Genomic DNA, 26,076 nt, shown 5'->3' on the forward strand with positions numbered 1-26,076 from the left:
GGGAAGTGCGCCAAGGTCGCACTCGTGGCGTGCATGCGGGTGCTCCTGATCCGGCTCAACGCCATGCTTCGCGATGGCTCCGAATGGAGAACGCTAGCCGCTTAGGCTCAAGACAGTTGCTCCTACAGGAAGAAATCCGCGTCGCTGGCTCAATACGAGCGGCACTGCTTGAAGCGGACCGGCTTGGTGCTGCCCTGCGGCGGCTGCATCTGCACGCGTGACGCCGCCAGTTCGGGATAGCGCTCCAGCAACGGGCAGAGTTCGCTGGACGGATCCGCCACGTCGGTGGACAGGTAGACCAGCAGGGTCGACTGTGTCGACCAGAACGCGCGATCCACCCCGAACAGGGTCGAGATCGCGTTCGCGGTTTCCTTGCGTCGTTGCTCGAGCGCAGCCGGATCGGTGGGAACTACATCCACGCGCTCGATGGCGGGTGTGGCCGCCACCGGTGCGGCCGGGGCGGCCGGCGTCTGTGAGGCAGTGTCCGGTGCGGCGGGCGAGGCCGTCGACGCAGGTTCCAGGCCCTGCGCGATCATCCAGGCCACCGCGGCGACCACTGCGGCGGCGCCCCAGGCGATGCCCAGCATCTTCGGATTCGCGGGAGTCGCTGTCTCCACCGGTGCGGGTGCGGGAGCGGCGTCCTGCGCAGGTCGGGCGACATACGGACGCACTTCAGGCCAGAGATCTTCGCCGTCGATCAGTTCGATGTCCTGCTGGCGGGCCAGGCGCGTGGCTTCCTCGTCGAAGCGCCCAGGCGTCACCACGATCACTTTCTGGGTGCCACGCAGGGTCGCCGAGCCGACCAGCCCGAGCAGGGCCTGGGCACCGACGATCGAGGCACTTCCGTATTTCACGGAAAGCAGCGTGCGCTCGCCACCACGTTCCAGCACGATGTCGCCGCCATCGGTCGGGATGCCGTCGGCCGGCATGCCGTCCTCGACCACGGTGCGATAGCCCCGGCCATGCATGGCCTGCAGCACAAGGCGGGTGAAGTCGCGCCAGCGCAAGGTGCCCAGTTGGGCGGCGCCACGCTCGCTTGCCTGCGAAGCGGAAGGGGACGACGGCGTGCGCCGCAACCAGGCCGTGGCCGCCAGCCCGAGGGCGACGAACACCAGCAACGCGATCAGGATCGGGGACATAAAGGCAAAAGCAAACACGGGGCAGGGACTATAGCCCTTGCCGGGCCAATGCGGCGTCATCGACGCGATCACCGGCGGGGGAAAAGCCCGCCAGTCCGGGAATCGCAGGGGGAGGGAGCGAGCGAAGCAACGGACTGGCGGGACTTGGACGGATCAGCCGGCCGGGGCTTCGGCGACGGCCTTGGCGGCCTTGCGAGCCGGGGCCTTGGTCGCCTTCGCAGCCCTGGGGGCCCTGGCTTGGCGCGGTGCCTTGGCCGGCTTCGGCGCGGCCGGCTTGCGGGGAGCCTTGGCGGTCTTCGGGGCGCTGCCGCCATTGGCCTTGCGCAGCTCCTCGGTCAGCCGCTCGACGCGGTGGGTCAGGGCATTCAGGTCGTCGCGGCCCGGCACGCCCAGCTTGACCAGCGCACGCTGCACGCGATCCTCGAACACCTTTTCCAGTTTGTCCCAGGTGTCGACGGCGCGTTCGCGCGCCTGGCCCACGCGGCCCTCGACGACGTCACGCACCACGTTGGCGCGGTTGCCGGCGAGCTTGCGCGCGGTCTGCTCCAGCGACAGGCCGTCGCGGACCAGGCTCTCGAACAGCTTGCCGCCCTCGGCCTGCGCGCGGTTGAACGCGCCCATCCCGGCGAGCCAGATCTGCTGCGCGGACTCGGTGATCGACTTGCCCAGGCGTTCGGCCTGGTCCTGGGACGCCTGCTTGGTGCCCGAGGCGGTCTTGCGCGCAGTTTTCTTGAGCTTGGCCATGTCGATTCTCTATGTGCGTCGGCGACGCGCGGGGATTGGATTGCGACGCAGGATCGCGTCGGCGTCTAGAGCATTCACACCATGCCGCGGGCCTGCGCGCGCTTGCCGGTGCGCAGGCGATGCTCGATTTCGTCGAGCGCGCGATCGAGGATCGCGGTGGTCTCGGTGCTGCGCGGTTGCGCCGGCAGGTGGGCGATGATCGAGCGCGGCCGGTCGGCGATCACGTCGGCGCGCAGGCGGATGCCGTGGCGCGCCAGCACCGGTTCCAGTTCGTCGCGGCGCTTGCGCAGGTCCGCCAGGGTGTTGCGGTAGGCGAGCTGCGAAATGCGGCGGCGCGCGGCGAAGCTGAAGATGTTGGTGTAGAACAGTTCGCGGTTGTCGGCGTTGGGCTCGAACACGACTTGGTCGATGTGCGGGTACTGGCCCGGATAGCGCGCCAGCCCGACCTGCATGCGCGACTGCAGCATCGTGCGCAGCGCCTGCGAAATCACCCCCGGGAAACCGCCCTCGGCGATGCGGCGGTCGCTGAAGCGGTGTGCCTGTGCGTCGGCATAGGCATCGGTGCCTGGATTGAACGGCACCAGCGGATTGATCCCAAGCATCAGGTCGACGTCGCGCTCCAGCACCACCGAGGCATGCATGGTCCGGCGCAGCGCGCCGTCGACGAAATGGCGGACGCGACCGCTCCTGTCGCGTATGTCGACGGGTGGATACAGGCCTGGCAGGGCGGCGCTGGCCTGCACCGCGCGCGAGATCGGCACGTTGTCCCAGCCTTCGCCGCCGAAGCGCACGGCCTCGCCACTGTCCAGGTCCACGCCGATCACGTACAGCGGGCGCTCCAGCTTGCGGAAATCGTTGCTGCGACCGCGCCGGGTGAACACCTCGCGCAGGAAATGCTCGACACCGGCATTGTCGAAGATGCCGGTCGGGACCAGCCCGCCGATGCGGGTGACGATGTCCGACCAGCGCGAATCGCCGCGCCCGGAGAGCATGTCGTGGGTGAGCCGTGCGGCCAGCTTCGGGAACGCGACGGCCCGCCGCAGGTATTCGTCGGTGGCCAGGCGCAGGAAAGTTTCCGGGCGGAACACCACGTCGTCGCTTTCGCCGGTGATGAAGATCCGGCACAGCTCGGCGGTGTCCATGCGATTGGCCAGGCCGGCGGCGAAGAACGCGCCGGAACTCACGCCCACGTAGCAGTCCAGCCGGGTCAGGTCCAGGCCGTCGCAGGCCTCGTCCAGGGCGCGCAGTGCGCCGAGTTCGTACATCGCCCCGATCGGCCCGCCGCCGGCGATGGCCAGGCCGATGCGCGGGGCATGGCTGCGGCCGGGGTGGCGTTGCTGGGCAGCGTGTAGTGACAGCATTCGGTTCGCTCGCGTGGGTCGCGCTCGAGTGTAGCGGAGCGGGTTGGAGTATTGCGTCGACGCATGGCGGCCCGGACACTGCGGCGATGCCCGCACGGCCCGATCCCATCGCGCGACTCTCATGCCGACTGGCGTGGCACCAGCACGTGCTCGACCCGGCGCTGGAGCCGCGCAACCGCCTGCGCTGGCTGAAGGCGTTGCAGTCCTGGCAGGCGTTGCGCCTCGAGCGCAGCTTCGACGGCTTCCTGCGCGATCCGGCGCGGCGCCCGGCAGCGCGATTCTTCCTGACCGACGTCTACGGCGACCACGATTTCAGCCAGCGCGACGCCGACATCGCCAGGGTCATCCCGATGATGCAGCGGTTGTTGCCGGCGCCGCTGTTGGACGCGATCGCCACCGGCATCGAACTGGGCGCGCTGACCCATGCGCTGGACCTGCGCATGGCCGAGGCCCTGCACCAGCTCGCGCCGCGCCGGCGCGCACTGGATGCGGCGTTGTACGCGCAGGCCTATCGCAAGGTCGGGCATCCACGCCTGCGCGCGCGTCAGATCGCGTTGATCGGGCAGGTCGGCACCACGCTTGGCAGCGCGTTGCGGATGCCGGGTATCGGCACGTTGCTGAAACTCTCGCGGGTGCCCGCTCGCGCGGCCGGGCTGGGCGAATTGCAGTCGTTCCTGGAGCGCGGCTATGCCGCCTTTGCGGAACTGGGCGACATCCGCAGCTTCCTCGACGACATCGGCGACAACGAGACGCGGGTGATGGAACGGCTGTTCGCCGGCGATCCGGATCCGTTCCGGCAGCCTTGACCGCGCTTCAGCGCTCGCCGAACAGCAGCAACACCGAGAGCGCACCGGACAGCAGGATTGCCGCCAGCAGCAGCCACGGGATCCGCAGCGTCCAGTGCCGGCGACCCTCGACGGGCGCATCGTCGAACCCGTCGCCATTGCCATCGCGGACCCGTGGCGGCGGCACCACGGCGGCCGGCGGCGGACCTTCCAGCACGAAACGGTGCTGCACGTCGAACGCCACCTGGTCGCCGGCCTGCAGCAGCGCCTGGCGCACCCGTTGCCCGTTGACCTGCACGTCCGCGCTGGCATCGCGCAAGACGGCCTGTCCGTTGACCGCTTCGATCAACGCATGGTGTGGGGCGATGCCGGGGCCATCGATGCGCAGGTCGGCGTCGGCGGCGCTGCCGATCCGGCGCGGCTTCTCCAGGTTCAGGCTGCGCCCGTGGTGGTTGCCGCCCACGCCGCGAAGGACCAGCCGCAGGTTGCCCACCGGGTCGCGCCCGGCGATCACGGGCGCCGCCACCCGGTCCGCGTTGGCGGCCAGCAGCAGGAGCTCGCCGCCATCGACATGGATGCTGTCGCCGGCGCGCAACATCGCCACGTGCTGCACCGGGCGGCCGTTGACGTGGACGCCGCGCAGGCCTTCGGCCACGGTCAGCCACAGGCCGCGGCGATCATTGCTGACCCGCAGCAGCCAGGGCTGTTCGCCATCGACCGGACCCAGTCCGGTGGGCAGGCGGCCGAGCGCATGCACGCCGGCGCCGACCGCCAGGTCGGGCTGGTCACCATCGCTGAAACGCAGGCGCAATTCGCTCATCGGGCGGCAATCTAGCACGCGCGTCGTGCCGTGCAGGCTGGTTGTGCCGATCCGCGGGCGGCACAATGCGGACTGCCCACCTCACTGGATCGCCGCATGTCCCGCATCGATATCCGCCACCCGCACGCGCTGCCCAAGGCCAAGGCGAAGAAGGCGATCGACGAAGTCGCGAAGAAGCTGGCCGAGCGCTTCCAGATGGAATGCGCATGGGACGGCGACATCCTCAACTTCACCCGCTCGGGCGTGGATGGCCAGATCGAACTGGGCAAGGACGACCTACACGTGCATGCCAAGCTCGGCTTCCTGACCGCGATGTTCAAGGATCCGATCGAGAACGAGATCAGGCGCGTGCTGAAGGAGCGCTTCTAGCCTTCGCCTTCGCGCTGGCACGCGCCTTGAGCGCTTTCCAGGCGCGCCAGCCCAGCAATACGGCGGCGATCGCGGCATACAGCGCGGGCTCGCGCAGGTCGGACTTCACCAGCCACCAGAAATGCAGCACCGCGAGCACCGCGATCACGTAGACCAGTTTGTGCAAGCGCGACCAGTTGCGCCCGAGTCGCTTGATCCAGCCGGCCGTCGAGGTGACCGCCAGCGGCACCAGCAGCAGCCATGCCAGGAAGCCCACGGTGATGTAGGGACGCTTGACGATGTCCTCGAACACCTGCATCCAGTAGCCGCGCAGGTCCAGCCCGAGGTAGGCGGCGAAGTGCAGGCTGGCGTAGGCGAAGGCGTACAGCCCGAGCAAGCGTCGGAAGCGGATCAGCACGTTCCAGCCGGTCAGCTGGCGCAGCGGGGTGATCGCCAGGGTGATCATCAGGAAGCGCAACGCCCATATGCCCAAGCGATGCTCGATCTCGGCCACGGGATCGGCACCCAGCGCGTGGCTGAAGCCCTTCACTTCACCCCACATCTGCCACAGCAGGATCGCCAGCGGCGTAAGCGCGGCGAGGTGGACGGCGACTTTGGCGAAGATCAGCTTGTGTGGTGTCATGGCGCGCGCACCGGGGCGGCAAGCCTGTGCGCGACACGCCGTGAATACGTCCATGTAGGCTTCTCGGCGACATCCATGTCGCCGAGAGTCGCGTACAGGCCTGCCACCCCGATGCACCCGAGACGTTCTGGCGGCATCCGTGAAAGCATCAGAACCACTTCTTCAGGTCCATGCCCGCATACAGCGATGCCACCTGCGCGGCATAACCGTTGAAAGGCAGGGTGGGGATGCGCTCCGCGAACAGCTTGCTGGCGCTGCCGGCGATGCGGCGCTCGCTCGCCTGGCTCCAGCGCGGATGGGCGACCGCAGGATTCACGTTGGAGAAGAATCCGTATTCGGACGCCTGCGACATGTTCCACGAGGTTTTCGGCATGCGTTCGACGAAGGTGATCGCGATGATCGACTTGATCCCCTTGAACCCGTATTTCCACGGCACCACCAGCCGCAGCGGCGCGCCGTTCTGCTGAGGCAGGGTCTTGCCGTACATGCCGGTGGCCAGCAGGGTCAGCGGATGCATCGCTTCGTCGATGCGCAGGCCTTCGCGATATGGCCAGTCCAGCACCGGCGAGCGAACGCCCGGCATCTGCCGTGGATCGGCCAGGCTGGTGAACGCCACGTACTTCGCCTTCGAGGTCGGCTCGAACCGTTTGAGTACAGCGCCCAGTGGCACGCCGAGCCATGGGATCACCATCGACCAGCCTTCCACGCAGCGCATCCGGTAGATCCGTTCCTGCGGCGCCAGTCCCTTCAGCAGATCATCCAATGCGAGTTTGCCGGGCTTGGCGCAATGTCCGCCCACAGCGACCGTCCACGGCGTCGTGCGCAGGGTCTTGGCGACGTTGGAGGGGTCATCCTTGTTGGTGCCGAATTCGTAGAAGTTGTTGTAGGTGGTCGCGTCGAGTTCGCGGGTCTGTTCTTCCGCGGTGCGGAAGCCGGCCTTGGCCTGCTCGGGCGTCACCGTGGCGGTCGAGGGTGGGGGCGCTGCCTCGGAACAGCCGGCGATGCCCAACGCAGGCACCGCGCCCAGCATCGCCAGCACGCGGCGGCGGTCGCGGTAGACCGATTCTTCGGTCACGTCGGAGGAGGGCATGCGGAGTGCGTCACGCAGGTTCATGGCGTCCTTGTCCCAGCGTTGCGGAGGGTGTCGCAAGCTTAGAACCAAGACGGTGTGCGAAGTTTCACGCATACCGGCCCAATCGTCCGCAATATGTTGCCGCAGCAACCATGGCCGCGCATGGTGCTGCACTGCGGCATACTCGGGGTTTCGACCTGTCGGATCTCTTGCGATGTCGCGTGCCTTCAATTTCAGCCCCGGTCCTGCCGCCCTGCCGGAACCCGTCCTGCGCCAGGCCCAGGCGGAGATGCTGGAGTACCGCGACACCGGGGCTTCGATCGTCGAGATCAGCCACCGCGGCGAGGATTTCCTCGATGTCGCCCGCCGCACCGAAGCCGACCTGCGCACATTGCTGTCGATACCGGACGACTACGCGGTGCTGTTCACCGCCGGCGGCGCGACCACGGTGCAGGCCCTGTTGCCGCTCAACTTCGCCAACGCCGGGCAGCCGGTGGACTACGTGGTCACCGGCCACTGGGGCAAGACCGCGCTGAAGCAGGCCGCGCCCACCGCCGATGCGCGCATCGCTGCCAGCACGGAGGCTGGCGGCTTTCGCAGCCTGCCGCCGCGCAGCGCGTGGTCGCTGTCGGCCGATGCCGCCTACGTGCACGTCACCGCGAACGAGACCATCCATGGCGTCGAGTTTCGCGACATCCCGGACGTCGGCGACGTCCCGCTGATCGCCGATTTCAGTTCCTCGATCGCGTCCGAGCCGCTGGACATCAGTCGCTTTGGCGCCATCTATGCCGGTGCGCAGAAGAACCTGGGGCCGGTCGGCATCGCCGTGCTGATCGTCCGCCGCGAGCTGCTGGAGCGCGCCGGCCAGCCGCGCGCGCCGATCTTCGACTACCGCGCCCAGCTCGAGGGCGAATCGATGCTCAACACCCCGCCCAGCTGGAACTGGTACATGCTCGGGCTGACCGTGAAATGGATGCTCGACGAAGGGGGCGTGGCGGAGTTCGCCCGCCGCAACGCACGCAAGGCCGCCGCGCTGTATGCCGCGATCGACGGGTCAGGCGGCTTCTACCGCAACGAAGTGGCTGCCGATGCGCGTTCGCGGATGAACGTGCCGTTCTTCCTCCATGATCCAGCGCTCGATGCTGCCTTCCTCACTGAGAGCAAGGCGGCCGGCCTGGTCGCGCTGAAGGGCCATCGCGTCCTCGGCGGAATGCGCGCCTCCATCTACAACGCGATGCCGGAGGCCGGCGTGCAGGCCCTGGCCGACTTCATGCAGGAGTTCCAGCAGCGCCATGGCTAAGAAAAACGACACCCGCAAGCCGGCGACGGCGAAAAAGCCGGCCAAGCCGCAGGTCGATGCCGCCGTCAAGGGCGAGCCGAAGCCCGACCTCGGCGCCGTGCGCGAGCAGATCGACGGCATCGACCGGCGCATCCAGGAACTGATCGCCGAGCGCGCGCAGTGGGCGCACCAGGTCGGCAAGGCCAAGGGCAAGCTCGCCGCCGCGGTCGACTACTACCGGCCCGAGCGCGAAGCGCAGGTGTTGCGCAAGGTCGTGGACCGCAACGACGGCCCGCTGTCGGACGAAGTCCTGGTGCGGCTGTTCCGCGAAGTCATGTCGGCCTGCCTGGCCCAGCAGGAGCCGCTCAAGATCGGCTACCTCGGCCCGGAAGGTACGTTCAGCCAGCAGGCGGTGCACAAGCATTTCGGCCATTCCGCGCATGGCCTGCCGCTGGCGAGCATCGAGGAAGTGTTCCAGGAAGTCGCCGCCGGCAATGCCGATTTCGGCGTGGTGCCGGTGGAGAACTCGGGGCAGGGCACCATCCAGGTGACCCTGGACCTGTTCCTGACCTCGCCGTTGCGGATCTGCGGTGAAGTCGAACTGCGGGTGCACCAGCACCTGCTGTCGCGCAGCGGCCGGATCGAGGACATCGAACGCATCTATGCGCATCCGCAGGCCTTCGCGCAGACCGGCGGCTGGCTGCGCACGCACTTGCCGAAGGCGGAAAAGATCCCGGTCTCCAGCAACGCCGAAGGCGCCCGTCGCGCGCGCAACGCGGACGATGCGGCGGCGATCGCCGGCGAATCGGCCGGGCATGTGTACGGCCTGAAGAAGATCGCGGGCCCGATCGAGGACCGCAGCGACAACACCACCCGCTTCCTGGTGCTGGGCCGCGAGTCGTTCCCGCCGTCGGGCCACGACCGTACTTCGTTGCTGGTGTTCATCCGCGACCGTCCCGGCGCGCTCTATGGCGTGCTCGAGCCGCTGGCGCGGCGCGGCATCAGCATGAACCGGATCGAGTCGCGCCCGGCGCACGGGCACCTCTGGCAATACGCATTCTTCATCGACGTGGCCGGTCATCGCGACGAATCGCCGCTGAAGGACGCGCTGGACGAGATCGCCAGCCAGGGCGACGAAGTGCGCGTCCTCGGTTCCTATCCTGTCGCGATCCTCTGAGGCCCGCATGGTCGACTTCGAACGATTGGCCCGGCCCGGCGTGCGCGAGTTGCGCGCCTACGACCCGGGCCACGACCTGGTCGCGCTGCGCCGTCGCTTCGCCGAGGCACAACTGGTCGAGCTGGGCAGCAACGAGAATCCCTATGGCGCCAGTCCGCAGGCGCGCGAGGCGATCCAGCGTGCACTGGACGGCATCCACATCTATCCGGATCCGCTCGGCGGCGACCTCAAGCGCGCATTGGCCGCGCACCACGGGGTACAACCGGCCAACCTGCTCCTGGGCAACGGCTCGCACGAATTGCTGATGCAGTTCGCCCAGGTCTTCGCCGGGCCGGGCGATGAAGTGGTGGCATCGAAGTTCGGCTTCGCGGTGTATGCGCTCGCCGCGCAGGCCGCGGGCGCGACCCTGCGGCCGGCACCCGCACTCCCGCGCGAGAACGCCATGCCGCGCGGCCACGACCTGGCCGCGTTGCGCGCCAGCATCGGCCCGCGCACCAAGCTGGTCTACCTGGCCAACCCGAACAATCCCACCGGCACCTGGTATTCGGCCGATATCTTCGAGGCCTTCATCGCTTCGGTGCCGGCCGACGTGATCGTGGTGGTCGACGAGGCCTATGCCGAATTCACCGACGCGCCGGACTACGCCTCCGCGTTGCCGCTGGTCACGCGCCATCCGAACCTGGTCGTCACCCGTACCTTCAGCAAAGCGTATGCGCTTGCCGGCCTGCGTGTCGGTTTCGCGGTGGCGGACGAAGGCCTGATCGCGGTGATGGAGCGCGTGCGCGAGAGCTTCAACGTCAATGCGCTGGGCCTGGTCGCGGCGGAAGCCGCATTGGCCGATGTCGATCATTTGCAGGCTTCGATCGCCGGCAACAGCGCGCAGCGCGAAGCGCTTGCGGATGCGTTGCGCGCACGCGGCATGAAGGTCGCGCCATCGCAGACCAATTTCCTGCTGGTCGAATTCGGCGACCACAGTTCGCGGATCGAGGCACGACTCGTCGGGCGCGGCGTGGTCCTGCGGCCGATGGGCGGCTACGGCCTGGGCGAATGCCTGCGCATCACCGTCGGCACTGAGGCCGAGAACCAGCGCCTGCTGGCTGCATTGGACGAGGTGATGAAGTGAGCGGCGGATCGCATGACTGGATCGCGTCCGCCGGTGGCCCGCTGCACGGTGCGCTGGAGATTCCCGGCGACAAGTCGGTGTCGCATCGCTCGGTGATGTTCGCCGCGCTGGCCGATGGCGTCTCGACCATCGACGGTTTCCTGGAAGGCGAGGACACCCGCGCGACCGCGGCGATCTTCTCGCGGCTCGGCGTGCGCATCGAAACCCCATCACCGTCGCGGCGGATCGTGCATGGCGTCGGCATCGATGGCCTGCAGCCCGCCGATGGCGTACTGGATTGCGGCAATGCCGGCACCGGCATGCGCCTGCTCGCCGGCCTGCTGGCCGCGCAACGCTTCGACAGCGTGCTGGTCGGCGATGCGTCGTTGTCGAAGCGGCCGATGCGGCGGGTGACCGAACCGTTGGCGAAGATGGGCGCGCGCATCGACACCGAAGCGGGCGGCCTGCCGCCGCTGCGCATCCATGGTGGCGCCACATTGGTCGGCATCGACACCACGCTGGAAGTCGCCAGCGCGCAGGTGAAGTCCGCGCTGCTGCTGGCGGGCCTGTATGCCGGTGGCGAAACCGTGGTGCGCGAGCCACATCCGACCCGCGACTACACCGAACGCATGTTGTCCGCGTTCGGCGTCGACATCGAATTTTCGCCCGGCTTCGCGCGGTTGCGCGGCGGGCAACGGCTGCGTGCGACCGATATCGCGGTGCCTGCGGATTTCTCCTCGGCGGCGTTCTACCTGGTCGCGGCGAGCATCGTGCCGGGTTCGGAATTGCGCTTGAAGCAAGTGGGCCTGAACCCGCGTCGCACCGGCCTGTTGCAGGCATTGCGGATGATGGGAGCCGACATCGTCGAGGAACACGCCGGTGAACACGGCGGCGAACCGGTGGCCGACCTGGTGGTTCGCCACGCACCGCTGCATGGCATCGACGTGCCGGAGGTGCTGGTGCCGGACATGATCGACGAGTTCCCGGCGCTGTTCATCGCCGCCGCGCATGCGCAGGGTGCCACGGTCGTGCGCGGTGCGGCCGAGTTGCGGGTCAAGGAATCCGACCGCCTGGCCGCGATGGCCAACGGCTTGCGCACACTGGGCTTGCAGGTCGATGAAACGCCCGATGGCGCCACGATCCATCCCGGCGCGCTGCAGGGCGGCCTGGTCGACAGCGTAGGCGACCATCGCATCGCCATGGCGTTCGCGGTGGGCGCGCAGCGTGCGCGTGGTGACGTGCGCATCGGCGATGTCGCCAACGTGGCCACGTCGTTCCCCGGCTTCGATGCGCTGGCGCGCGGCGTGGGTTTCGCCTTGGCTGACGCCTGATCGGAAAAACGCGTGATCCAAGTGAAACGGCCCGCGAAATGCGGGCCGTTTCGTTAGCCAACGTGCCGTACGGGATCAGCCGCGTTCCAGCGCGAACTCGACCGGGACACGCACCGTGGCAGCCACTGGCTTGCCATCCCGCAGTGCCGGCTGGAAACGCCACTGGCGCACGGCCTGCAGGGCGGAGCGATCGAATTCGCGATTGCCGCTGCGGTCGTCCAGGCTGACCTCGATCGGCACGCCATTCCGATCGATGCTGGCCATCACCAGCACGGTGCCGGTTTCACCGGCTCGCAGCGCGGATGCCGGGTACTTCGGCAGCACCTGGCTGCTGGCGATCAGGGATGCATCACGCGTGCGGCCAGCGGCCGGTGCCTTTGCGCTGGACTTGGCAGCGGGTTCGGGAATTGGCGTGATCGGCGATTCGTCGATCGGGGCCGGCAGCGGTTCCGTGGACGCGAAGGAAGGCGCGGCGTCGAGGGGCTCGCTGCGATCCTGCAGGGTCCACCAGGCTGCGCCGGTGATGGCGAGCAAGCCGAGCAGCAAGATCGTCTTGCGGGCACGCGTCGGCTGTGGCTGCAGGTCCTGCGGCGCTTCCTGCTGCAACTGCGGATCAAAGTCGGTCTGGACATTCGTCATGTCGATCTCCTCGTCGTGTGGGTGTCACGCGACCGAGTGTCCGGATCGGTTCGTTAGCCGGGCATCAATCCGTATCGATTGCGTGGCCGCAGCCAGGCGGGGATTCAGCGATGTCTTGCTCGCGTCCGCGTTTCGTTGCGCGCGGGTGAAATCACCCGCCGGGATTGAACACGATTGGCACCACCACGTCGGCGACGACGGGCTGGCCATCGCGCACCGCCGGCTGGAAACGCCAGCGACGCACGGCTTCCATCGCCGCGCGATCGAGATGTCGGTTGCCGCTGCTTTCCGCCACGTCGAGGCGATCCACGCTGCCATCGGTGGCCACCGTCACCTTCACCCGCACGGTTCCACCTGCATTGCGGCGCAGCGCTTCCTGCGGATAGCGCGGCGGCGGCTGGCTGATCGGAACCGGGGTGTCGCTCCCCCTGGCGATCGGGGCGGCCGGGGCGACGGGCGCAACCGGCGGTGGTGGAGGCGGAGGCGGTTCGTCGATGATGCGCGGTTGTTCGGTGGCGGGCAGCGGCTTGCCTTTGGCCGTGTCCGGCAGGCGCAGGCCGCTGGCGTTGCCGTCCTCGCTGGCGACATCGGCCGGCAACGGCGCGGGCAGGCCATCTGTGCTGCCCGCGGCGGTCTCGGGGCCGCCACCCTTGAAGAATTCGGTGTCGTTGCGCTGGTCCAGCCACAGCAACAGGAACAGCAACAAGCCCGCGCCGAACGCGATGGCGAGGACCTTGACCGCCCGGGGCGGCAACAGCGGCTTGCGCGGAACGGCGGGATCGGCCATGCCGCATTCTGGCACAGCGCATCGTTTGGCCAGCGCCAATGCGGCTTCGCTCGGGCGATAATGTGCGTTCGCCCACGGAAGTCCCTTCGCGATGCTCGATCCCGCCCTGCTGCGTGCCAATCCCGCCGAACTCGCCGAACGCCTGCGCACCACCCGCGGCTTCGAGCTGGACGTCGGCCACCTCGAGTCGCTGGAAGCGCGCCGCAAGCAGTTGCAGGTGCGCACCCAGGAGCTGCAGAACCTGCGCAACACGCGCAGCAAGCAGATCGGCATGCTCAAGGCCAAGGGCGAGGACGTGTCCGCGGTGATGGCCGAAGTCGCGGCGTTCGGCGACGAGCTGAAGGCGTCCGAGGTCGAACTCGACGAGCTGCGCGGCCAGATCGAAGCCATCGCGCTGGGCATTCCCAACATTCCGGATGCGTCGGTGCCACTGGGCGGCGACGAAACCGGCAACGTCGAGCAGAAAACCTGGGGTAAGCCAAGGACCTTCGATTTCGAGGTGAAGGATCACGTCGAACTCGGCGCGCGCAACGGCTGGCTGGATGGCGACGCCGGCGCCAAGCTGAGCGGCGCGCGCTTCACCGTGCTGCGCGGCCAGCTGGCGCGGATGCATCGTGCGCTTGCGCAGTTCATGCTCGACCTGCACGCCGGCACGCACGGTTACGAAGAAACCAACGTGCCAGTCATCGTGAATGCCGAGGCCATGCGCGGCACCGGCCAGTTGCCGAAGTTCGAGGAAGACCTGTTCTCCACCCAGCTCGGCGAACACAGGCGCTACCTGATCCCGACCTCGGAAGTGCCGCTGACCAACATCGTCCGCGACGAGATCCTGGAAGCGGAGCGCCTGCCGTTGCGGATGACCGCGCATTCGATGTGCTTCCGCTCGGAGGCCGGCAGCGCCGGTCGCGATACCCGCGGCTTCATCCGCCAGCACCAGTTCGAGAAAGTGGAGCTGGTCAGCGTCGCCAGGCCGGACGAGTCGGATGCCGAGCACGAACGCATGACCCGTTGCGCGGAAGTCGTGCTGGAAACGCTGGGCCTGCCGTATCGCAAGGTGCTGCTGTGCACCGGCGACATGGGCTTCGGTGCGACCAAGACGTATGACCTGGAAGTCTGGTTGCCGTCGCAGGCGACCTATCGCGAGATCAGCTCCTGCTCCAATTGCGGCGATTTCCAGGCGCGGCGGATGCAGGCGCGTTGGCGCAACCCGGCGAGCGGAAAACCCGAGCCGGTGCACACCTTGAACGGTTCCGGCGTGGCGATCGGCCGCGCGCTGATCGCGGTGATGGAGAACTACCAGAACGCCGACGGCAGCATCGACGTGCCGGACGCGTTGCGCCCGTACATGGGCGGACTCGAACGCATCGCCTGACCGTTCCGGCAATCGCGATAAAAAGACGGGCCCGCAGTGCGGGCCCGTTGCGTTCCGGGGAGGGGAGGGAGGAACGCGAAAGCGATGTTCGATCAGGCTGCGAGCGGGAGCGCGACATCGATGCGGGCACGTGCGGCCGAGATCGACGTCACCCGTTGCTCCGGCGAGACCGACAGTCCGTCGGCGCTGACGAATTCGACATCGTCGATGCCGAGGAACGCGAAGACCTGGCCCAGATAGGGCTCGACGAAGTTGCGGCCGCTCTCGACCGGATGCTTGCCGCCGTAGGTCGCGGCCACGATCACCTGCTTGCCGCCGGCCAGCCCTTGCGGGCCATCGGCGGTATAGCGGAAGGTCTTGCCGGCCACGGCGACGCGATCGATCCAGGCCTTGAGCTGGCTGGGAATGCCGAAGTTGTACATCGGGGCACCGACCACGATCACGTCGGCGGACAGGAATTCATCCATGACCGCGGCGGCTGTCGCGGCTTCGTCGGCATTGGCCTGTGCGAGCGATCCACCGCTCAGGTGCGGCAGCGGATTCGCGGCGAGGTCGCGGTAGGTGACCTCGATACCGCGCACGTCGCGTTGCCAGCGGGCAACGATCGCCGCGCCCAGTTCGCGGCTGGCCGAGTGCTGGCCAAGGATGCTCGAGTCGAGGTGCAGGAGTTTCATGGTGATGCTCCATCGGGTGCGGCAGCGCCGCGTTGGAGGGCATGCTCCTATGTTGCATTTTCGGAATAAAGACAGTTGAATATCACGATACGTTCCATATTCGGAATTATCGCCATGCAGGATCTCAACGATCTCTATTATTTCGCCGCCGTCGTGGACCATGGTGGTTTCGCCGCAGCGGAACGCGCGCTCGGCATTCCCAAGTCGCGCCTGAGCCGGCGCATCAGCGCTCTGGAAACCGAACTCGGCGTGCGCCTGCTGCAACGCTCGACGCGCCGGTTCGCGGTGACCGACGTCGGCACCAGCGTGCATCGCCATGCGCAGTCGATGCTGGCCGAGGCGCAGGCCGCCCGCGAGGCAGTGGACCGCCTGAGTGCGGAGCCGCGCGGCACCATCCGGGTCAGCGTGCCGGTGTCGATGGCGCAGCAGCAATTCCCGAAACTGCTGCCTGAATTCATGGCGCTGTACCCGAAGGTGCGCGTGCAATTGATCGTCGGCAACCGCCGCGTGGACGTGATCAATGAGGGCGTCGATGTCGCCCTGCGCGTGCGTGCCAAGCTCGACGACGACGGCAGCCTGGTGATGCGCAGCTTCGGCCAGATCCAGGAACTGCTGGTCGCCAGTCCGAAGTATCTTGATCGTGCCGGCCGGCCGACGTCGCCGGAGCAACTCTCGGAGCACGTCACCCTCAGCATCAGCGAGGACGAAGCCCGCCAGCGTTGGGAACTGCATGGCCCAGACGGCGAAGTGCGCCGCATCGACCTGCAGCCGCGCATCACCGGCTTCGATTTCCCGATGATGCAGGCGATGGCCGAAGGCGGGATCGGCATCACCTTGCTGCCGGAAACCGTGTGCGCCGACGCAGTGCGCCGCGGCGACCTCGAAGTGGTGTTGCCGGACTGGCGCCTTCCGCAGGGCATCGCCCATGCGGTGTTCGCCTCCCGCCGCGGCCTGCTGCCGGCGGTGCGGGTGTTCATCGACTTCCTCGCCGAGCGCCTGCCCGGTTTGCTCGAGGCCGCGCGCCTGGAATGCAGCGACCCGGCCTGCCTCAAGGCGAAGGCCAAGCAGGGCTCGAAGAAAGCGTGATGTGGCGGAAGCGGTGAGATAGATTCGGGCCATCCATGGCCCTCACCCGCTGCGCGGGCAGCCTACGGCTGTCCAAATCGGCATTCCATGCCGATTTGTCGAACTCAAAGCGCGTGCGACAATTGCACTACGGAAGTGTGGCCGAGTGGTTTAAGGCAGCGGTCTTGCTCGCGAAGGCAGGACGCCGGAGCGAACAGCAGCGCAGCTGCTGGCCCGAAGGGCGAGGCGCAGGATGCGCCGAGTAAAACCGCGCTAGGGCGCGTGTCGAAAAATTCGGAGAGATGGCCGAGCGGTTTAAGGCAGCAGTCTTGAAAACTGCCGTAGGTGCGAGCCTACCGTGGGTTCGAATCCCACTCTCTCCGCCACATCTCGACGTATTGGCATACGGGTAGGGCTTTTCCTACTCGTCGCCGCGGCATACGCTGCTGGAATGGGGCGCGCGGGCTCGGTAGCGTGTCCCCATCGAACCGGGGAGCGGGCCATGAGCATCAAGGTTTTCATCGTCGACGACCATGCGCTGGTGCGCACCGGCTTCCGCCTGATCCTGGGTCGCGAAGTCGACATCGAGGTGCTCGGCGAGGCCGAAAGCGGCGAGGAAGCGCTGCCGCAGATCCGCAAGCTCAAGCCCGACGTGGTCCTGTGCGACCTCAACCTGCCCGGCATCAGCGGGCTGGAAGTGACCGAGCGCATCGTGCGCGGGGACTACGGCTGCAAGGTCATCGCACTGTCCGTGCTGGAGGACGGGCCGTTGCCGCGGCGCTTGCTGGAGGCGGGGGCGTCCGGCTACCTCGGCAAGGCCTGCGATGCGGCCGAACTGCTGCGTGCGGTGCGCGACGTGGCGCGCGGCAAGAAATACCTCGCGAGCGCCATCGCCCAGGGCATCGCGCTGTCGGGAATGACCCGCGATGCCGCCTCGCCGTTCGACATGCTGACGCCGCGCGAGATGGAAGTCGCCCTGCTGCTGAACCAGGGCATGCGCCAGGAGGCCATCGCCAGGCGCTTGAGCCTGAGCGCGAAGACCATCAATACGCACAAGTCGCGGCTGTTCGAGAAACTGGGCATCCGCGACAGCATTGCGCTGGCGCGGCTTGTCAGCCAGTACGGACTGGTCGATCCCGCGCACGCCGTGCACTGACGGCGCGCGCGGATCGCGGCGGCATCAGGTGCCGCGGTTGACCTCGGCTGCGGCACCGTCCTGTGCCGCAGGTGCATTGGCGGCATCGTGGCGGGCGGTCTGGAACAGGCCGCGCAGTTGTTCGGCGCGGCGTGCCGCCTCGTCGTCCGCTTGAATGGCCTCGGCCGCGGCGACGACAGGCTCGTCGGCAACGACGTCGGATACCGGGTGTTCGATGGTCGCTTCGACATTCGCAGCCTCGACCGCGGCAGGTGCGTCCGCTGTCGCGCTGGCAACCGGCGTCGGTTCGAGCGCCACTTCGACGGCTGCCGTGGCAGTGGTCTCGTCGACCGGTGGCACCACGTCGGCCATCGCCTCGACGCTGGTCTCGGTCGCGGTGATGATCGCTGCGGGCGCGGTGGTCGTGGCGTCGAAGCTGGCGCTCTCCACGATCAGGGCTTCGGATTCCGGTTCGGCGCGCGCGACCGGCGCAGCCTGTTCTTCGGCGGTGGCCGTGTTTTCGACGGGTACAACAACGGCGACGGCCTCTGCCACCGGCACCACGTCGGGCGCTGCAACGACATCCTCGACCACGGGGGCAGCCGCGATGGCGGCCACAGCGGCGACGGCGGGCGAGGGCACGTTGGCGCTTTCATCCGCGACGACGGGTGGTTGCGGTGCCGCCGGTGCGATGTCGTCGAAGTCGAACTCGGGCTGCGCGCCGTCGACGCCCAGGGCCTCGTCCGCGCTGCCGTCCTGGTCGAGCAAACCGTCATCGGCCACGCCACCGGCTTCACCGGCGCCGCGACGACGACGACGACCACCACGACGGCCGCGACGACGCTTGCCGCCGGCTTCGCCGTTGGCATCGTCGGCCGCCTGGCCTTCGTCCTGCGATGCACCGACGCTGGTCGTGGCCAGGGCGACTTCGTCCTGCGCGGCCAGATCCGGTGCCGCCGCGCTCATCGCCGGCACGGCGACAGCCACGGGCGCTGCGACGATCTCGGCATCGACCTCGGCCACGATCGGCTTAGGTGCCTGCTGCCTGTCCTGCCTGGGCGGCTGCGGCTGCTTGTCGCCCTGCGGCTTCTGCTGCTGCGGCTGCTTCGGCTGCTTGTCCTGCTGCGGCTGGGCTTGCGGCTTGTCCTGCCTGGGCGGCTGCGGCTGCTTGTCGTTGCGCTGCTTCTGTTGTGACTGCGGCTGTGCCTGCTTCTGCTCGCCCTGCGGCTTGTTGCCGCGGTTCTCGCCCTGCGCATTGCGGCGGTTGTCATCGCGGTTGCCCCGCTCCTCGCGACGGGAATCGCGGTTGCCGCGGCCATCGCGGTCATTGCGGCCGCGGTTGCCGCGCTCCTCGCGACGGCCACCCTGCGGCTCGGCCTTGACCGGCTCCGGCGCGGGAGCGGGCGTACCGGCGAACAGGCCGCGCAACCAGCCGATCACGCCGGTGCCGGTTTGCACCTGCTGCGGTGCGGCCACTTGCGCGGCCGGTATGGGCGCGGGCTGCTGCGCTTCCGCCGGCATCGGCTTGGGTTCGCGCAGCGGTGCCGGCTGGGCCGGGCTGACCTTGGTCACCGCCGGTGCCGGCGGGATGTTGAGCTGCGCCTTGCTCAGCGCGATCGTGTTGAGCTTGCGCGGGGTGCCGCGCTGGTAGCTGGGCTTCGCGGTCTCTTCGCCCATCTCGTTTTCACGGATGCGCGTGACTTCGTAGTGCGGGGTATGCAACTGCTCGTCGGCCACGATCACGATCGGCGCGTCGTGGCGTTGCTCGATCTCGCGCAGCGCGCTGCGCTTCTCGTTGAGCAGGAAGTTGGCGATTTCCACCGGCACCTGCACCAGCACCTGGCCGGTGTTGTCCTTCATCGCATGCTCTTCGGCGACGCGGATGATCGACAGCGCCAGCGATTCCACGCTGCGCATGCGGCCGTGGCCCTCGCAGGTCGGGCAGACGATCTGGCTGGCTTCGCCCAGGCTGTTGCGCAGGCGCTGGCGGCTCATCTCGAGCAGGCCGAAGCGGCTGATGCGGCCGATCTGCACACGCGCGCGGTCGTACTTGAGCGCGTTCTGCAGCTTGTTCTCGACGTCCCGCTGGTGCTTGTTGCTGGACATGTCGATGAAGTCGATCACCACCAGCCCGCCGAGGTCGCGCAGGCGCAGCTGGCGGGCCACTTCCTCGGCCGCCTCCAGGTTGGTGTTGAACGCGGTTTCCTCGATGTCGCCGCCCTTGGTGGCGCGCGCCGAGTTCACGTCGATCGCGGTCAGCGCCTCGGTCTGGTCGATCACCAGCGCGCCGCCGGAGGGCAGGCGCACGGTGCGCTCATAGGCGGACTCGATCTGCGATTCGATCTGGAAGCGGTTGAACAGCGGGGTGTCGTCGGTGTAGTGCTTGAGCTTGCGCTTGTTGTGCGGCATCACCTGTTCGACGAAGTCCAGCGCCTCGCGGTACATCTCGGGCGTGTCGACCAGGATCTCGCCGATGTCGCTGCGCATGTAGTCGCGCAGGGCGCGCACGATCAGGCGCGACTCCTGGTAGATCAGGAACGGCGACGGCTTGCTCAGCGCGGCCTCGGCGATCGCCCGCCAGATGCTCAGCAGGTAATCGAGGTCCCACTGCAGTTCCTCGGCATCGCGGCCGACGCCGGCGGTGCGGATGATCACCCCCATGTCGTCGGGGATGTTCAGGGCATCCATCGCCTTCTTCAGCTCGGCGCGGTCGTCGCCCTCGATCCGGCGCGACACGCCGCCGGCGGTGGGCGAGTTCGGCATCAGCACCATGTAGCGGCCGGCCAGCGAGATGAACGTGGTCAGGGCGGCGCCCTTGTTGCCGCGCTCTTCCTTGTCGACCTGGACCACGACTTCCTGGCCCTCGCGCAGCAGCTCGCGGATCGTGCCCTTGTTGGGGTCGACCCCGGCCTGGAAGTAGTCGCGGGAGATTTCCTTCATCGGCAGGAAGCCGTGGCGTTCCGCGCCGTACTCGACGAAGGCCGCCTCGAGGGACGGCTCGAGCCGGGTGATCCGGCCCTTGTAGATGTTGGACTTCTTGTTTTCCTTGGACGGCTGTTCGATGTCGATGTCGTACAGGTTCTGGCCGTCCACGATGGCCACCCGCAGTTCTTCCGCCTGGGTGGCATTGATCAGCATTCGCTTCATTGTGCGTTCCTCGCGCGCTCTCGGCGTGCATGGGCGATGGCTCGCCCCTGCTCGCATTGCGCGGAACGCCTGCGGCGTTTTGCCTCTGGATACCGCAAGCGCCGTGGCAGCGCATGCGCGCCGCGTCGCTCCAAGTGGTCCAGCGCTACGACACCACGGCGAACCGCGGGAGCGCTTGTTCCTTGTTCGTGTTGCAGGGCCGGCGACCGCCGCCGCACGCCGGTGAGGGCAGGGCGCGTCGCACGGGACGTTGTTCAGCAAGTGGCGTCACGGCATGGCCGGCGATGGGCGGGCTTGCCGCGCAGCCGTTAACATGGCCGCCCCGTGGGCGGTGGCAACGACACTGCGGCGGGGCTCACGGGAAGGCCGGCTTTCGGCCGGAGGCTCTTTGGGAGCTGACACTTCCTGCGAAATCAAACCCTTGCAACGCCCGCCGAGTGTAGCAGATCACATGACCACGACACAGCCGGACCTCCCCTCGCAAGGCACCGGCGCAAGGACCGTGCGCATCGCCGAAGACCGCGACGGGCAGCGCATCGACAATTTCCTGCTCGGCTACCTGAAAGGGGCCCCGCGCAGCCTGGTCTACAAGTTGCTGCGATCGGGGCAAGTTCGGGTCAATGGTGGCCGCTGCAAGGCCGAACGCAGGCTGGAAGCGGGGGATGAGGTCAGGATTCCGCCGGTTCGCCTCAATATCGAAGGCGATGGCGACAAATCGCCTCCGCCGAAGGGGCTGCTGGATGCGCTGGAGGCTGCGATCGTGTTCGAGGATGCGCGCCTGCTGGCCCTGAACAAGCCCAGCGGGCTGGCCAGCCACGGCGGCAGCGGCATCAGCCACGGGGCGATCGAGTCCCTGCGCGCGCTGCGTCCCCGTGAATCGCTGGAACTGGTCCACCGGCTGGACCGGGACACGTCCGGCCTGCTGATCGTGGCCAAGAAGCGCTCGGCACTGGTCGAGCTGCAGGCCCTGCTGCGCGAGGACCACGGTGCCGGCATCACCAAGCGTTACCTGGCCTTGCTCAGCGGGCGGATGCCGGACGGGACGATGTCGGTGGACGCGCCCCTGCATGTCGGCCTGCGCCAGGGCGGGGAGCGGCATGTACAGGTGAATTTCCGCGGCAAGCCCTCGCTCAGCCATTTCCGCTTGCTGGAGCGCTGCAGCGGGCAGAGCTATTGCGAGGTCCGCATCGAGACCGGTCGCACCCACCAGATCCGCGTCCACGCGAAGCACATCGGCCACCCGGTCGCCGGCGACGACAAATACGGCGACGAGGCCGCCAACCGCAAGCTGCGCGAGCAGGCCGGCCTGAGGCGTCTGTTCCTGCATGCTTCCACCCTCGAGTTCGCGCTGGATGGTGGCAAGCAGCCCTACCTGTTGAACGCGCCACTGGCCCCGGACCTGGTGGCCGTGCTGGATCGCCTCCATGGCTGAGCATGCCGCCGACCTGCGACCTGAGATGAGCGATGCGGAGATCGGCGTGCTCCGCGAATGCTTCTCCAAGGCAAGCAGCCTGGTCGAGTTCGGCAGCGGTGGCAGCACCCTGCTGGCCGTGCGCAGTCCCTCGCTGCGGCGGATCTGGTCGGTGGAGAGCGACCCTGCCTGGATCGAGCGGCTGCGCGCCAATGCCGAGGTCGCCAGTGCCGAACGGTCGGGGCGCTTGCACCTGCTGGCGGCCGATGTAGGGCCGGTGGGCGGCTACGGGTTTCCCGTCGACCGATCGGCGCAGTCCGCGTGGCCGCGGTATTACCAGGCGGTCTGGGACGATGCCGCGGCCATCGAGGCCGACCTGGTGCTGGTCGACGGCCGCTTCCGCGTGGCCTGTGCGCTGGAAGCGCTGGCCCGCGCCCGGCCGCACGCGATCCTGCTGTTCCACGATTTCTGGAACAGGACCCACTATCACCCTGTGCTGGCCTTCACCGACTGGCTGGGCAGCTGCGATTCGCTGGCGATCCTGCGGCGCAAGGCGGCCATCGACCCGGTCGCGTTCGATGCGGTGCGGCGGCTGCATCGCGTGAATCCGGATTGACCTGCGTCGCGCTCAGCCCAGCACAAGGAACATCGCGACCAGCACCGGCACGATCCACAGGGCCTTGCGACGCGCCGGCATCAATGCCGCGAACAGCAAGAGCAGTGCGACTGCGGCGCTGCGCCCGGGCCCCAGCAGCCAGTTCACCGGCGTGTACACCGCGGCCAGGTACATCCGCGTGTGCGGATGGACCCGCATCGGGAGTTCTTCGCCCACGTCGTAGAAGCGGCCGCCGGGGATCTTGCTGGTCTTGAAGCGATGCGCCTGCATGCGCGGGTTGACCACCGCACGGCCCAGGAAACAGTTGGCGCGATGGCGGGTGCGGCAGCTGTCGGCGGCCACCGTGACCTCGCCGATGACCGGCTCGCCGGCATCCAGCAGCCAGACCCGCCAGCCGACCTGCAGTGCGCAGAACGTGGCCGCAGCCAGGGCTACCCAGAGCAGGATGACCCGGTGCACGGGTTTGCCCCGATACATCCAGGGCGCGGGTCGGGTGGTGGCGTTCGGTCGATGGTCCATCCCTGCACCAACGCAGCGCGCCGATGCCGCAGGACAGCGCAGCGCGGCGTGTCAGCCGGCGAGCGCGTCGGCCTTGGCGGCGCAGATAAAGTCGTTCTCGGACAGGCCGCCGACATCGTGGGTGGACCAGCGCACCACGCAGCGGTCGTAGTGCACCGAGAGGTCGGGGTGGTGGTTCTCCGCATTGGCGACATGCGCCAGCGCGTTGACGAAGGACATCGTCCGGTAATAGTCAGGGAACGCGAACGTGCGGCTCAGCGCGCGCCCCTGCTCGGTCAGTTCCCAGCCCGGCAACTGCGGCATCAGCTCGCGGATGCTCGCATCGGTCAGCCGGTGCTCGTGGCCGTGGCGCGGCAGGCAGTGCGCCCGTGCGAGCGGGATCAGGTCGGCCATGGCGATGTCCTTTCGGGAATGAACCGGGAATGTCGGCACGCCGGCGCGCAAGGGATGCGCATCGCGACGGCATCGTTAGAATACCGGCATGATCCTCATTTCCGAAGCCGCACAGGCGCACTTCCGCAAACTCATCGAACGCGAATCCGCGCCCGGCCTGGGCGTGCGTCTTTCCGCACGCGACCCGGGCACCCCGCGCGCCGACGTGCGGCTGGAATTCGCCGGCAGCGAAGACCTCAGCGGCGACGAATGGGCGATCGACTGCGAGGGGTTCACCCTCTGGCTGGATGCGCCCAGCGTGCCGTTCCTCGATGGCGCCGAGATCGACTACACCAGCATGGCCACCGGCGGCCAGTTGCAGATCCGCGCGCCGAAGATCAAGGGCGTGGCACCCGGCGATGCCGCATCGATCGTCGAGCGCGTGCGCTGGACCATCGAGCAGGAGATCAATCCGCAGCTCGCCCAGCATCGCGGCCACGTCAGCCTGCAGGAAGTCACCGCCGACGGCGTCGTGCTGCTGCGTTTCGGCGGCGGTTGCCACGGCTGCGGCATGGCCGATGTCACCCTCAAGCAGGGCATCGAGAAAACCCTGATGGAGAAGGTGCCGGGGGTGACCGCAGTGCGCGACGCCACCGACCACGACACCGGCCACGCACCCTTCATCCCGCGCGGCGCGGGATCCGAATCCGGCACGTCGCCGCTCGGCGCGGCCTGACCGGATCGCCCGCGCGTGACGACAGCCACTGACGTCATCGCCGCGCTCAACCAGCGCCGCCAACGCAAATCGCTGCGCCCGGAGGCGCCCGGGCAGTTCCCGTCGGGCTGGCAGGACTGGTTCGATGCCATGCCGCGCGTCGACGCGCATGCGCCGGGTGCGGCGGTCGCCAGCCTGGTCGATGCCGCCGCGGCCAAGCCCTTGCGCGCGATCCCGCGCAGCCCGCGCCGGTTGAACCGCTGGCAGGCCTTCGGCGTGCTGTGGCAGCAGAACTGGGAGCCCGACCTTCGCGAAGACCGCAACCTGCGCATCGGCGTGCGCGTGCTGGACATGGTCCTGCACCTGCTGCTGGCCGGCGCGCTGCTGTGGCTGATGTACCTGGGTTACCTGGCGCTGGCGCACAAGCTGGACGAGGAAGACGAGGCAGTGCAGGTCGAATTCATCGGCCGGGGCAATGTCGCCGAAGGCGGCGGCGCACTGGCGAATGCGGGCGCGGATTCCGCCCCGACCGCGGCGGCCCCGGCGCAACGCGCGGCAACGCCGTCGCCCGCGAGCGGGCGTCCCGATGCGGCGATCGCGCAGGTGCCGATGCCGGCGCAGCCGCCGATGCCGGTCGAGGCGGAAACGCCCACGCAGGTGCGCGCGGTGGTGCCTCCACTGCCGGCGGAAGCCGCGCAGCCCTTGCAGGTCAGCGAGTCGCCCAGGCCACCGGAACCGACGGCCTTCCAGTTGCCGCCGGTGCGCGAGCGCAGTGTGCAGGTGCCGGAGGTGCAATTGCGCGAGGTCCAGCCGCGCGAGCAGGTGGACGAGGTCGCCACCCTGCGTCCGCAACCGGTGCGGACGCTGCAGCCGAGCGAGCGGCAGGCGCAACTGCGCGTGCCGGAATTGCGCAACCAGCCGCAATCGCTCGACGTACCCACGCCGCAACGGATGCAGGCGGTCGCGGCGCGGGCGACACCCGATATCGCCACCCGCCAGGTGCAGGTGCCGGCCCTGCGCGGCGAAGTGCGCGACATCCCGATGCCGCCCGGTGGCGCACCCACGCCGGCTACGCAACCGGGCAGGGGCACGTCGGCGAGTTCCACCGCTGCGGCGAATGGGGCCGGTGGCGAGCGCGGCAATGCGGCATCCGCCGGCAAGGCCGCGGCGGGCAACGGGCAGGGCAGCAAGGCGGCGACCAAGGGCGGGCGCGGCGTGACCACCGCCGGCACCGGCGCCGGTCCTGGCAACAAGCCGGCACCCGGTGGCTGGCCGGGCACGGCCAAGACCGACGACTGGGGCGCCTCCAGCCGCAACGTGGCCGGGACCGGGACAGGCAATGGCCGCAACGGGGACGGCAATGGCAAGTCCGGGCTCTACAACGACGACGGCAGCCTGCGTCTGCCGGATGAATGGACGCAGATCAGCGGCCTCGACCTGGATCGTTCTGGCACGTGGCTGAAGCGACCAGGGCTGGAATACAAGGCCACGCGCTTCGACCAATATTGGATCCCGCAAGGCAACTTGCTTGAGGAGTGGGTGCGGCGTGGCATCAAGAAAGTGTCGATCCCGATTCCCGGTAGCAGTCGGCGCCTGCAATGCGTCGTGTCACTGTTGGCTCTGGGTGGTGCCTGCATGCCGGTAAGCGATGACGTGAACGAGCAGCCCGCTATGGCGCGGCCGCCGCCGGACATCCCGTTCAAGCCGCAATTGCAGGAAGACAACGGCAGCGTGAAGCCGCAGGATCCGCCTGCAGGTTGAGCGCACGGTTCCGTGCGGGATCGCACGCAGTCCGGAAACAGAAAAGCCACGCATTGCGTGGC

25 protein-coding genes and 1 tRNA gene are annotated in these 26,076 nt (G+C 68.3%); 14 read left to right on the forward strand and 12 right to left on the reverse strand.

Annotated elements, in window-relative coordinates; translation table 11 throughout:
* Window positions 1-149: 149 nt before the first annotated feature.
* The 3 genes from ACE3T8_RS11290 to ACE3T8_RS11300 all read right to left on the reverse strand — a co-directional run bounded on the left by ACE3T8_RS11290 (window position 150) and on the right by ACE3T8_RS11300 (window position 3,244).
* Window positions 150-1,139 carry a restriction endonuclease gene (locus tag ACE3T8_RS11290; protein WP_374609297.1) on the reverse strand — a complete coding sequence of 330 codons (990 nt, stop codon included), beginning with the start codon at window positions 1,137-1,139 and terminating at the stop codon, window positions 150-152.
* A 153-nt stretch (window positions 1,140-1,292) separates the two neighbouring features.
* Window positions 1,293-1,883, reverse strand: coding sequence for a phasin family protein (locus ACE3T8_RS11295; RefSeq protein ID WP_374609298.1), 591 nt, complete (start codon window positions 1,881-1,883; stop codon window positions 1,293-1,295).
* Window positions 1,884-1,957: 74 nt separating this feature from the next.
* Window positions 1,958-3,244 carry a patatin-like phospholipase family protein gene (locus tag ACE3T8_RS11300; protein ID WP_374609299.1) on the reverse strand — a complete coding sequence of 429 codons (1,287 nt, stop codon included), beginning with the start codon at window positions 3,242-3,244 and terminating at the stop codon, window positions 1,958-1,960.
* Window positions 3,245-3,330: 86 nt separating this feature from the next.
* Between ACE3T8_RS11300 and ACE3T8_RS11305 the strand changes: the two genes are divergently transcribed.
* Entirely contained in the window at window positions 3,331-4,050 is a 720-nt protein-coding gene (locus ACE3T8_RS11305) for a hypothetical protein (RefSeq protein WP_374609300.1), read from the forward strand.
* Between the two features lie 7 nt (window positions 4,051-4,057).
* Here ACE3T8_RS11305 and ACE3T8_RS11310 read toward each other — a convergent pair whose 3' ends face one another.
* Window positions 4,058-4,849, reverse strand: coding sequence for an FHA domain-containing protein (locus tag ACE3T8_RS11310; protein WP_374609301.1), 792 nt, complete (start codon window positions 4,847-4,849; stop codon window positions 4,058-4,060).
* A 96-nt stretch (window positions 4,850-4,945) separates the two neighbouring features.
* Between ACE3T8_RS11310 and ACE3T8_RS11315 the strand changes: the two genes are divergently transcribed.
* A complete protein-coding gene (locus ACE3T8_RS11315; RefSeq protein WP_374609302.1) occupies window positions 4,946-5,218 on the forward strand; it encodes a polyhydroxyalkanoic acid system family protein in 273 nt (90 codons plus the stop codon).
* Here the strand turns inward: ACE3T8_RS11315 and msrQ are convergent.
* Window positions 5,190-5,840: a protein-methionine-sulfoxide reductase heme-binding subunit MsrQ gene (msrQ, locus tag ACE3T8_RS11320; RefSeq protein WP_374609303.1), complete on the reverse strand. Its 651-nt coding sequence runs from the start codon at window positions 5,838-5,840 to the stop codon at window positions 5,190-5,192. The genes ACE3T8_RS11315 and msrQ overlap by 29 nt on opposite strands.
* A gap of 148 nt (window positions 5,841-5,988) precedes the next feature.
* Window positions 5,989-6,954 (reverse strand): protein-methionine-sulfoxide reductase catalytic subunit MsrP, encoded by a 966-nt coding sequence (gene msrP, locus ACE3T8_RS11325; RefSeq protein WP_374609304.1) that lies wholly within the window; start codon window positions 6,952-6,954, stop codon window positions 5,989-5,991.
* Window positions 6,955-7,126: 172 nt separating this feature from the next.
* Between msrP and serC the strand changes: the two genes are divergently transcribed.
* From serC to aroA, 4 genes are read left to right on the forward strand one after another with little or no spacing between them, the layout of a single operon-like run.
* Window positions 7,127-8,212 (forward strand): 3-phosphoserine/phosphohydroxythreonine transaminase, encoded by a 1,086-nt coding sequence (serC, locus tag ACE3T8_RS11330; RefSeq protein ID WP_374609305.1) that lies wholly within the window; start codon window positions 7,127-7,129, stop codon window positions 8,210-8,212.
* Entirely contained in the window at window positions 8,205-9,368 is a 1,164-nt protein-coding gene (gene pheA, locus ACE3T8_RS11335; protein WP_374609306.1) for a prephenate dehydratase, read from the forward strand. Before serC ends, pheA begins: the two co-directional genes overlap by 8 nt.
* A gap of 7 nt (window positions 9,369-9,375) precedes the next feature.
* Window positions 9,376-10,491 (forward strand): histidinol-phosphate transaminase, encoded by a 1,116-nt coding sequence (hisC, locus tag ACE3T8_RS11340; RefSeq protein ID WP_374609307.1) that lies wholly within the window; start codon window positions 9,376-9,378, stop codon window positions 10,489-10,491.
* Window positions 10,488-11,801: a 3-phosphoshikimate 1-carboxyvinyltransferase gene (gene aroA, locus ACE3T8_RS11345; protein WP_374609308.1), complete on the forward strand. Its 1,314-nt coding sequence runs from the start codon at window positions 10,488-10,490 to the stop codon at window positions 11,799-11,801. Before hisC ends, aroA begins: the two co-directional genes overlap by 4 nt.
* A gap of 75 nt (window positions 11,802-11,876) precedes the next feature.
* Here the strand turns inward: aroA and ACE3T8_RS11350 are convergent, their stop codons facing one another.
* Both ACE3T8_RS11350 and ACE3T8_RS11355 read right to left on the reverse strand, forming a co-directional pair.
* Complete coding sequence (locus ACE3T8_RS11350; RefSeq protein ID WP_374609309.1) at window positions 11,877-12,440, reverse strand: energy transducer TonB; 564 nt, start codon at window positions 12,438-12,440, stop codon at window positions 11,877-11,879.
* Between the two features lie 151 nt (window positions 12,441-12,591).
* The gene (locus ACE3T8_RS11355; RefSeq protein ID WP_374609310.1) at window positions 12,592-13,227 is read right to left on the reverse strand and encodes an energy transducer TonB; all 636 of its coding nucleotides are present in this window, start codon (window positions 13,225-13,227) and stop codon (window positions 12,592-12,594) included.
* 91 nt (window positions 13,228-13,318) lie between these two features.
* Here ACE3T8_RS11355 and serS point away from each other — a divergent pair, with 91 nt between their 5' ends.
* Window positions 13,319-14,599, forward strand: a complete 1,281-nt coding sequence (gene serS, locus ACE3T8_RS11360) for a serine--tRNA ligase (RefSeq protein ID WP_374609311.1) — start codon at window positions 13,319-13,321, stop codon at window positions 14,597-14,599.
* A 92-nt stretch (window positions 14,600-14,691) separates the two neighbouring features.
* Here the strand turns inward: serS and ACE3T8_RS11365 are convergent, their stop codons facing one another.
* On the reverse strand, window positions 14,692-15,273 hold the full coding sequence (locus ACE3T8_RS11365; RefSeq protein WP_374609312.1) for an FMN-dependent NADH-azoreductase: 582 nt from the start codon (window positions 15,271-15,273) through the stop codon (window positions 14,692-14,694).
* A gap of 114 nt (window positions 15,274-15,387) precedes the next feature.
* Here ACE3T8_RS11365 and ACE3T8_RS11370 point away from each other — a divergent pair, with 114 nt between their 5' ends.
* The 3 genes from ACE3T8_RS11370 (at window position 15,388) to ACE3T8_RS11380 (ending at window position 17,494) form a co-directional block, all read left to right on the forward strand.
* Window positions 15,388-16,359, forward strand: coding sequence for a LysR family transcriptional regulator (locus tag ACE3T8_RS11370; RefSeq protein ID WP_374609313.1), 972 nt, complete (start codon window positions 15,388-15,390; stop codon window positions 16,357-16,359).
* Window positions 16,360-16,634: 275 nt separating this feature from the next.
* Window positions 16,635-16,724, forward strand: a tRNA-Ser gene (locus tag ACE3T8_RS11375).
* Window positions 16,725-16,840: 116 nt separating this feature from the next.
* Complete coding sequence (locus tag ACE3T8_RS11380) at window positions 16,841-17,494, forward strand: response regulator (RefSeq protein ID WP_374609314.1); 654 nt, start codon at window positions 16,841-16,843, stop codon at window positions 17,492-17,494.
* Between the two features lie 24 nt (window positions 17,495-17,518).
* Here ACE3T8_RS11380 and rne read toward each other — a convergent pair whose 3' ends face one another.
* Entirely contained in the window at window positions 17,519-20,620 is a 3,102-nt protein-coding gene (rne, locus tag ACE3T8_RS11385) for a ribonuclease E (protein ID WP_374609315.1), read from the reverse strand.
* Window positions 20,621-21,071: 451 nt separating this feature from the next.
* Here rne and ACE3T8_RS11390 point away from each other — a divergent pair, with 451 nt between their 5' ends.
* Both ACE3T8_RS11390 and ACE3T8_RS11395 read left to right on the forward strand, forming a co-directional pair.
* Window positions 21,072-22,052, forward strand: coding sequence for an RluA family pseudouridine synthase (locus tag ACE3T8_RS11390; RefSeq protein ID WP_374609316.1), 981 nt, complete (start codon window positions 21,072-21,074; stop codon window positions 22,050-22,052).
* On the forward strand, window positions 22,045-22,647 hold the full coding sequence (locus tag ACE3T8_RS11395; protein ID WP_374609317.1) for a hypothetical protein: 603 nt from the start codon (window positions 22,045-22,047) through the stop codon (window positions 22,645-22,647). Before ACE3T8_RS11390 ends, ACE3T8_RS11395 begins: the two co-directional genes overlap by 8 nt.
* A gap of 12 nt (window positions 22,648-22,659) precedes the next feature.
* Here the strand turns inward: ACE3T8_RS11395 and ACE3T8_RS11400 are convergent, their stop codons facing one another.
* Together ACE3T8_RS11400 and ACE3T8_RS11405 are read right to left on the reverse strand one after the other, a co-directional pair.
* Entirely contained in the window at window positions 22,660-23,166 is a 507-nt protein-coding gene (locus tag ACE3T8_RS11400) for a hypothetical protein (RefSeq protein WP_374609318.1), read from the reverse strand.
* 51 nt (window positions 23,167-23,217) lie between these two features.
* Window positions 23,218-23,559 (reverse strand): 4a-hydroxytetrahydrobiopterin dehydratase, encoded by a 342-nt coding sequence (locus tag ACE3T8_RS11405; protein ID WP_374609319.1) that lies wholly within the window; start codon window positions 23,557-23,559, stop codon window positions 23,218-23,220.
* An 88-nt stretch (window positions 23,560-23,647) separates the two neighbouring features.
* Here ACE3T8_RS11405 and ACE3T8_RS11410 point away from each other — a divergent pair, with 88 nt between their 5' ends.
* Complete coding sequence (locus ACE3T8_RS11410) at window positions 23,648-24,274, forward strand: NfuA family Fe-S biogenesis protein (RefSeq protein WP_374609320.1); 627 nt, start codon at window positions 23,648-23,650, stop codon at window positions 24,272-24,274.
* A gap of 15 nt (window positions 24,275-24,289) precedes the next feature.
* The gene (locus tag ACE3T8_RS11415) at window positions 24,290-26,014 is read left to right on the forward strand and encodes a hypothetical protein (protein ID WP_374609321.1); all 1,725 of its coding nucleotides are present in this window, start codon (window positions 24,290-24,292) and stop codon (window positions 26,012-26,014) included.
* The last annotated feature ends 62 nt before the right edge of the window (window positions 26,015-26,076 follow it).

The organism is Thermomonas sp. (assembly GCF_041919455.1).
Classification (GTDB): Bacteria; Pseudomonadota; Gammaproteobacteria; order Xanthomonadales; family Xanthomonadaceae; genus Thermomonas.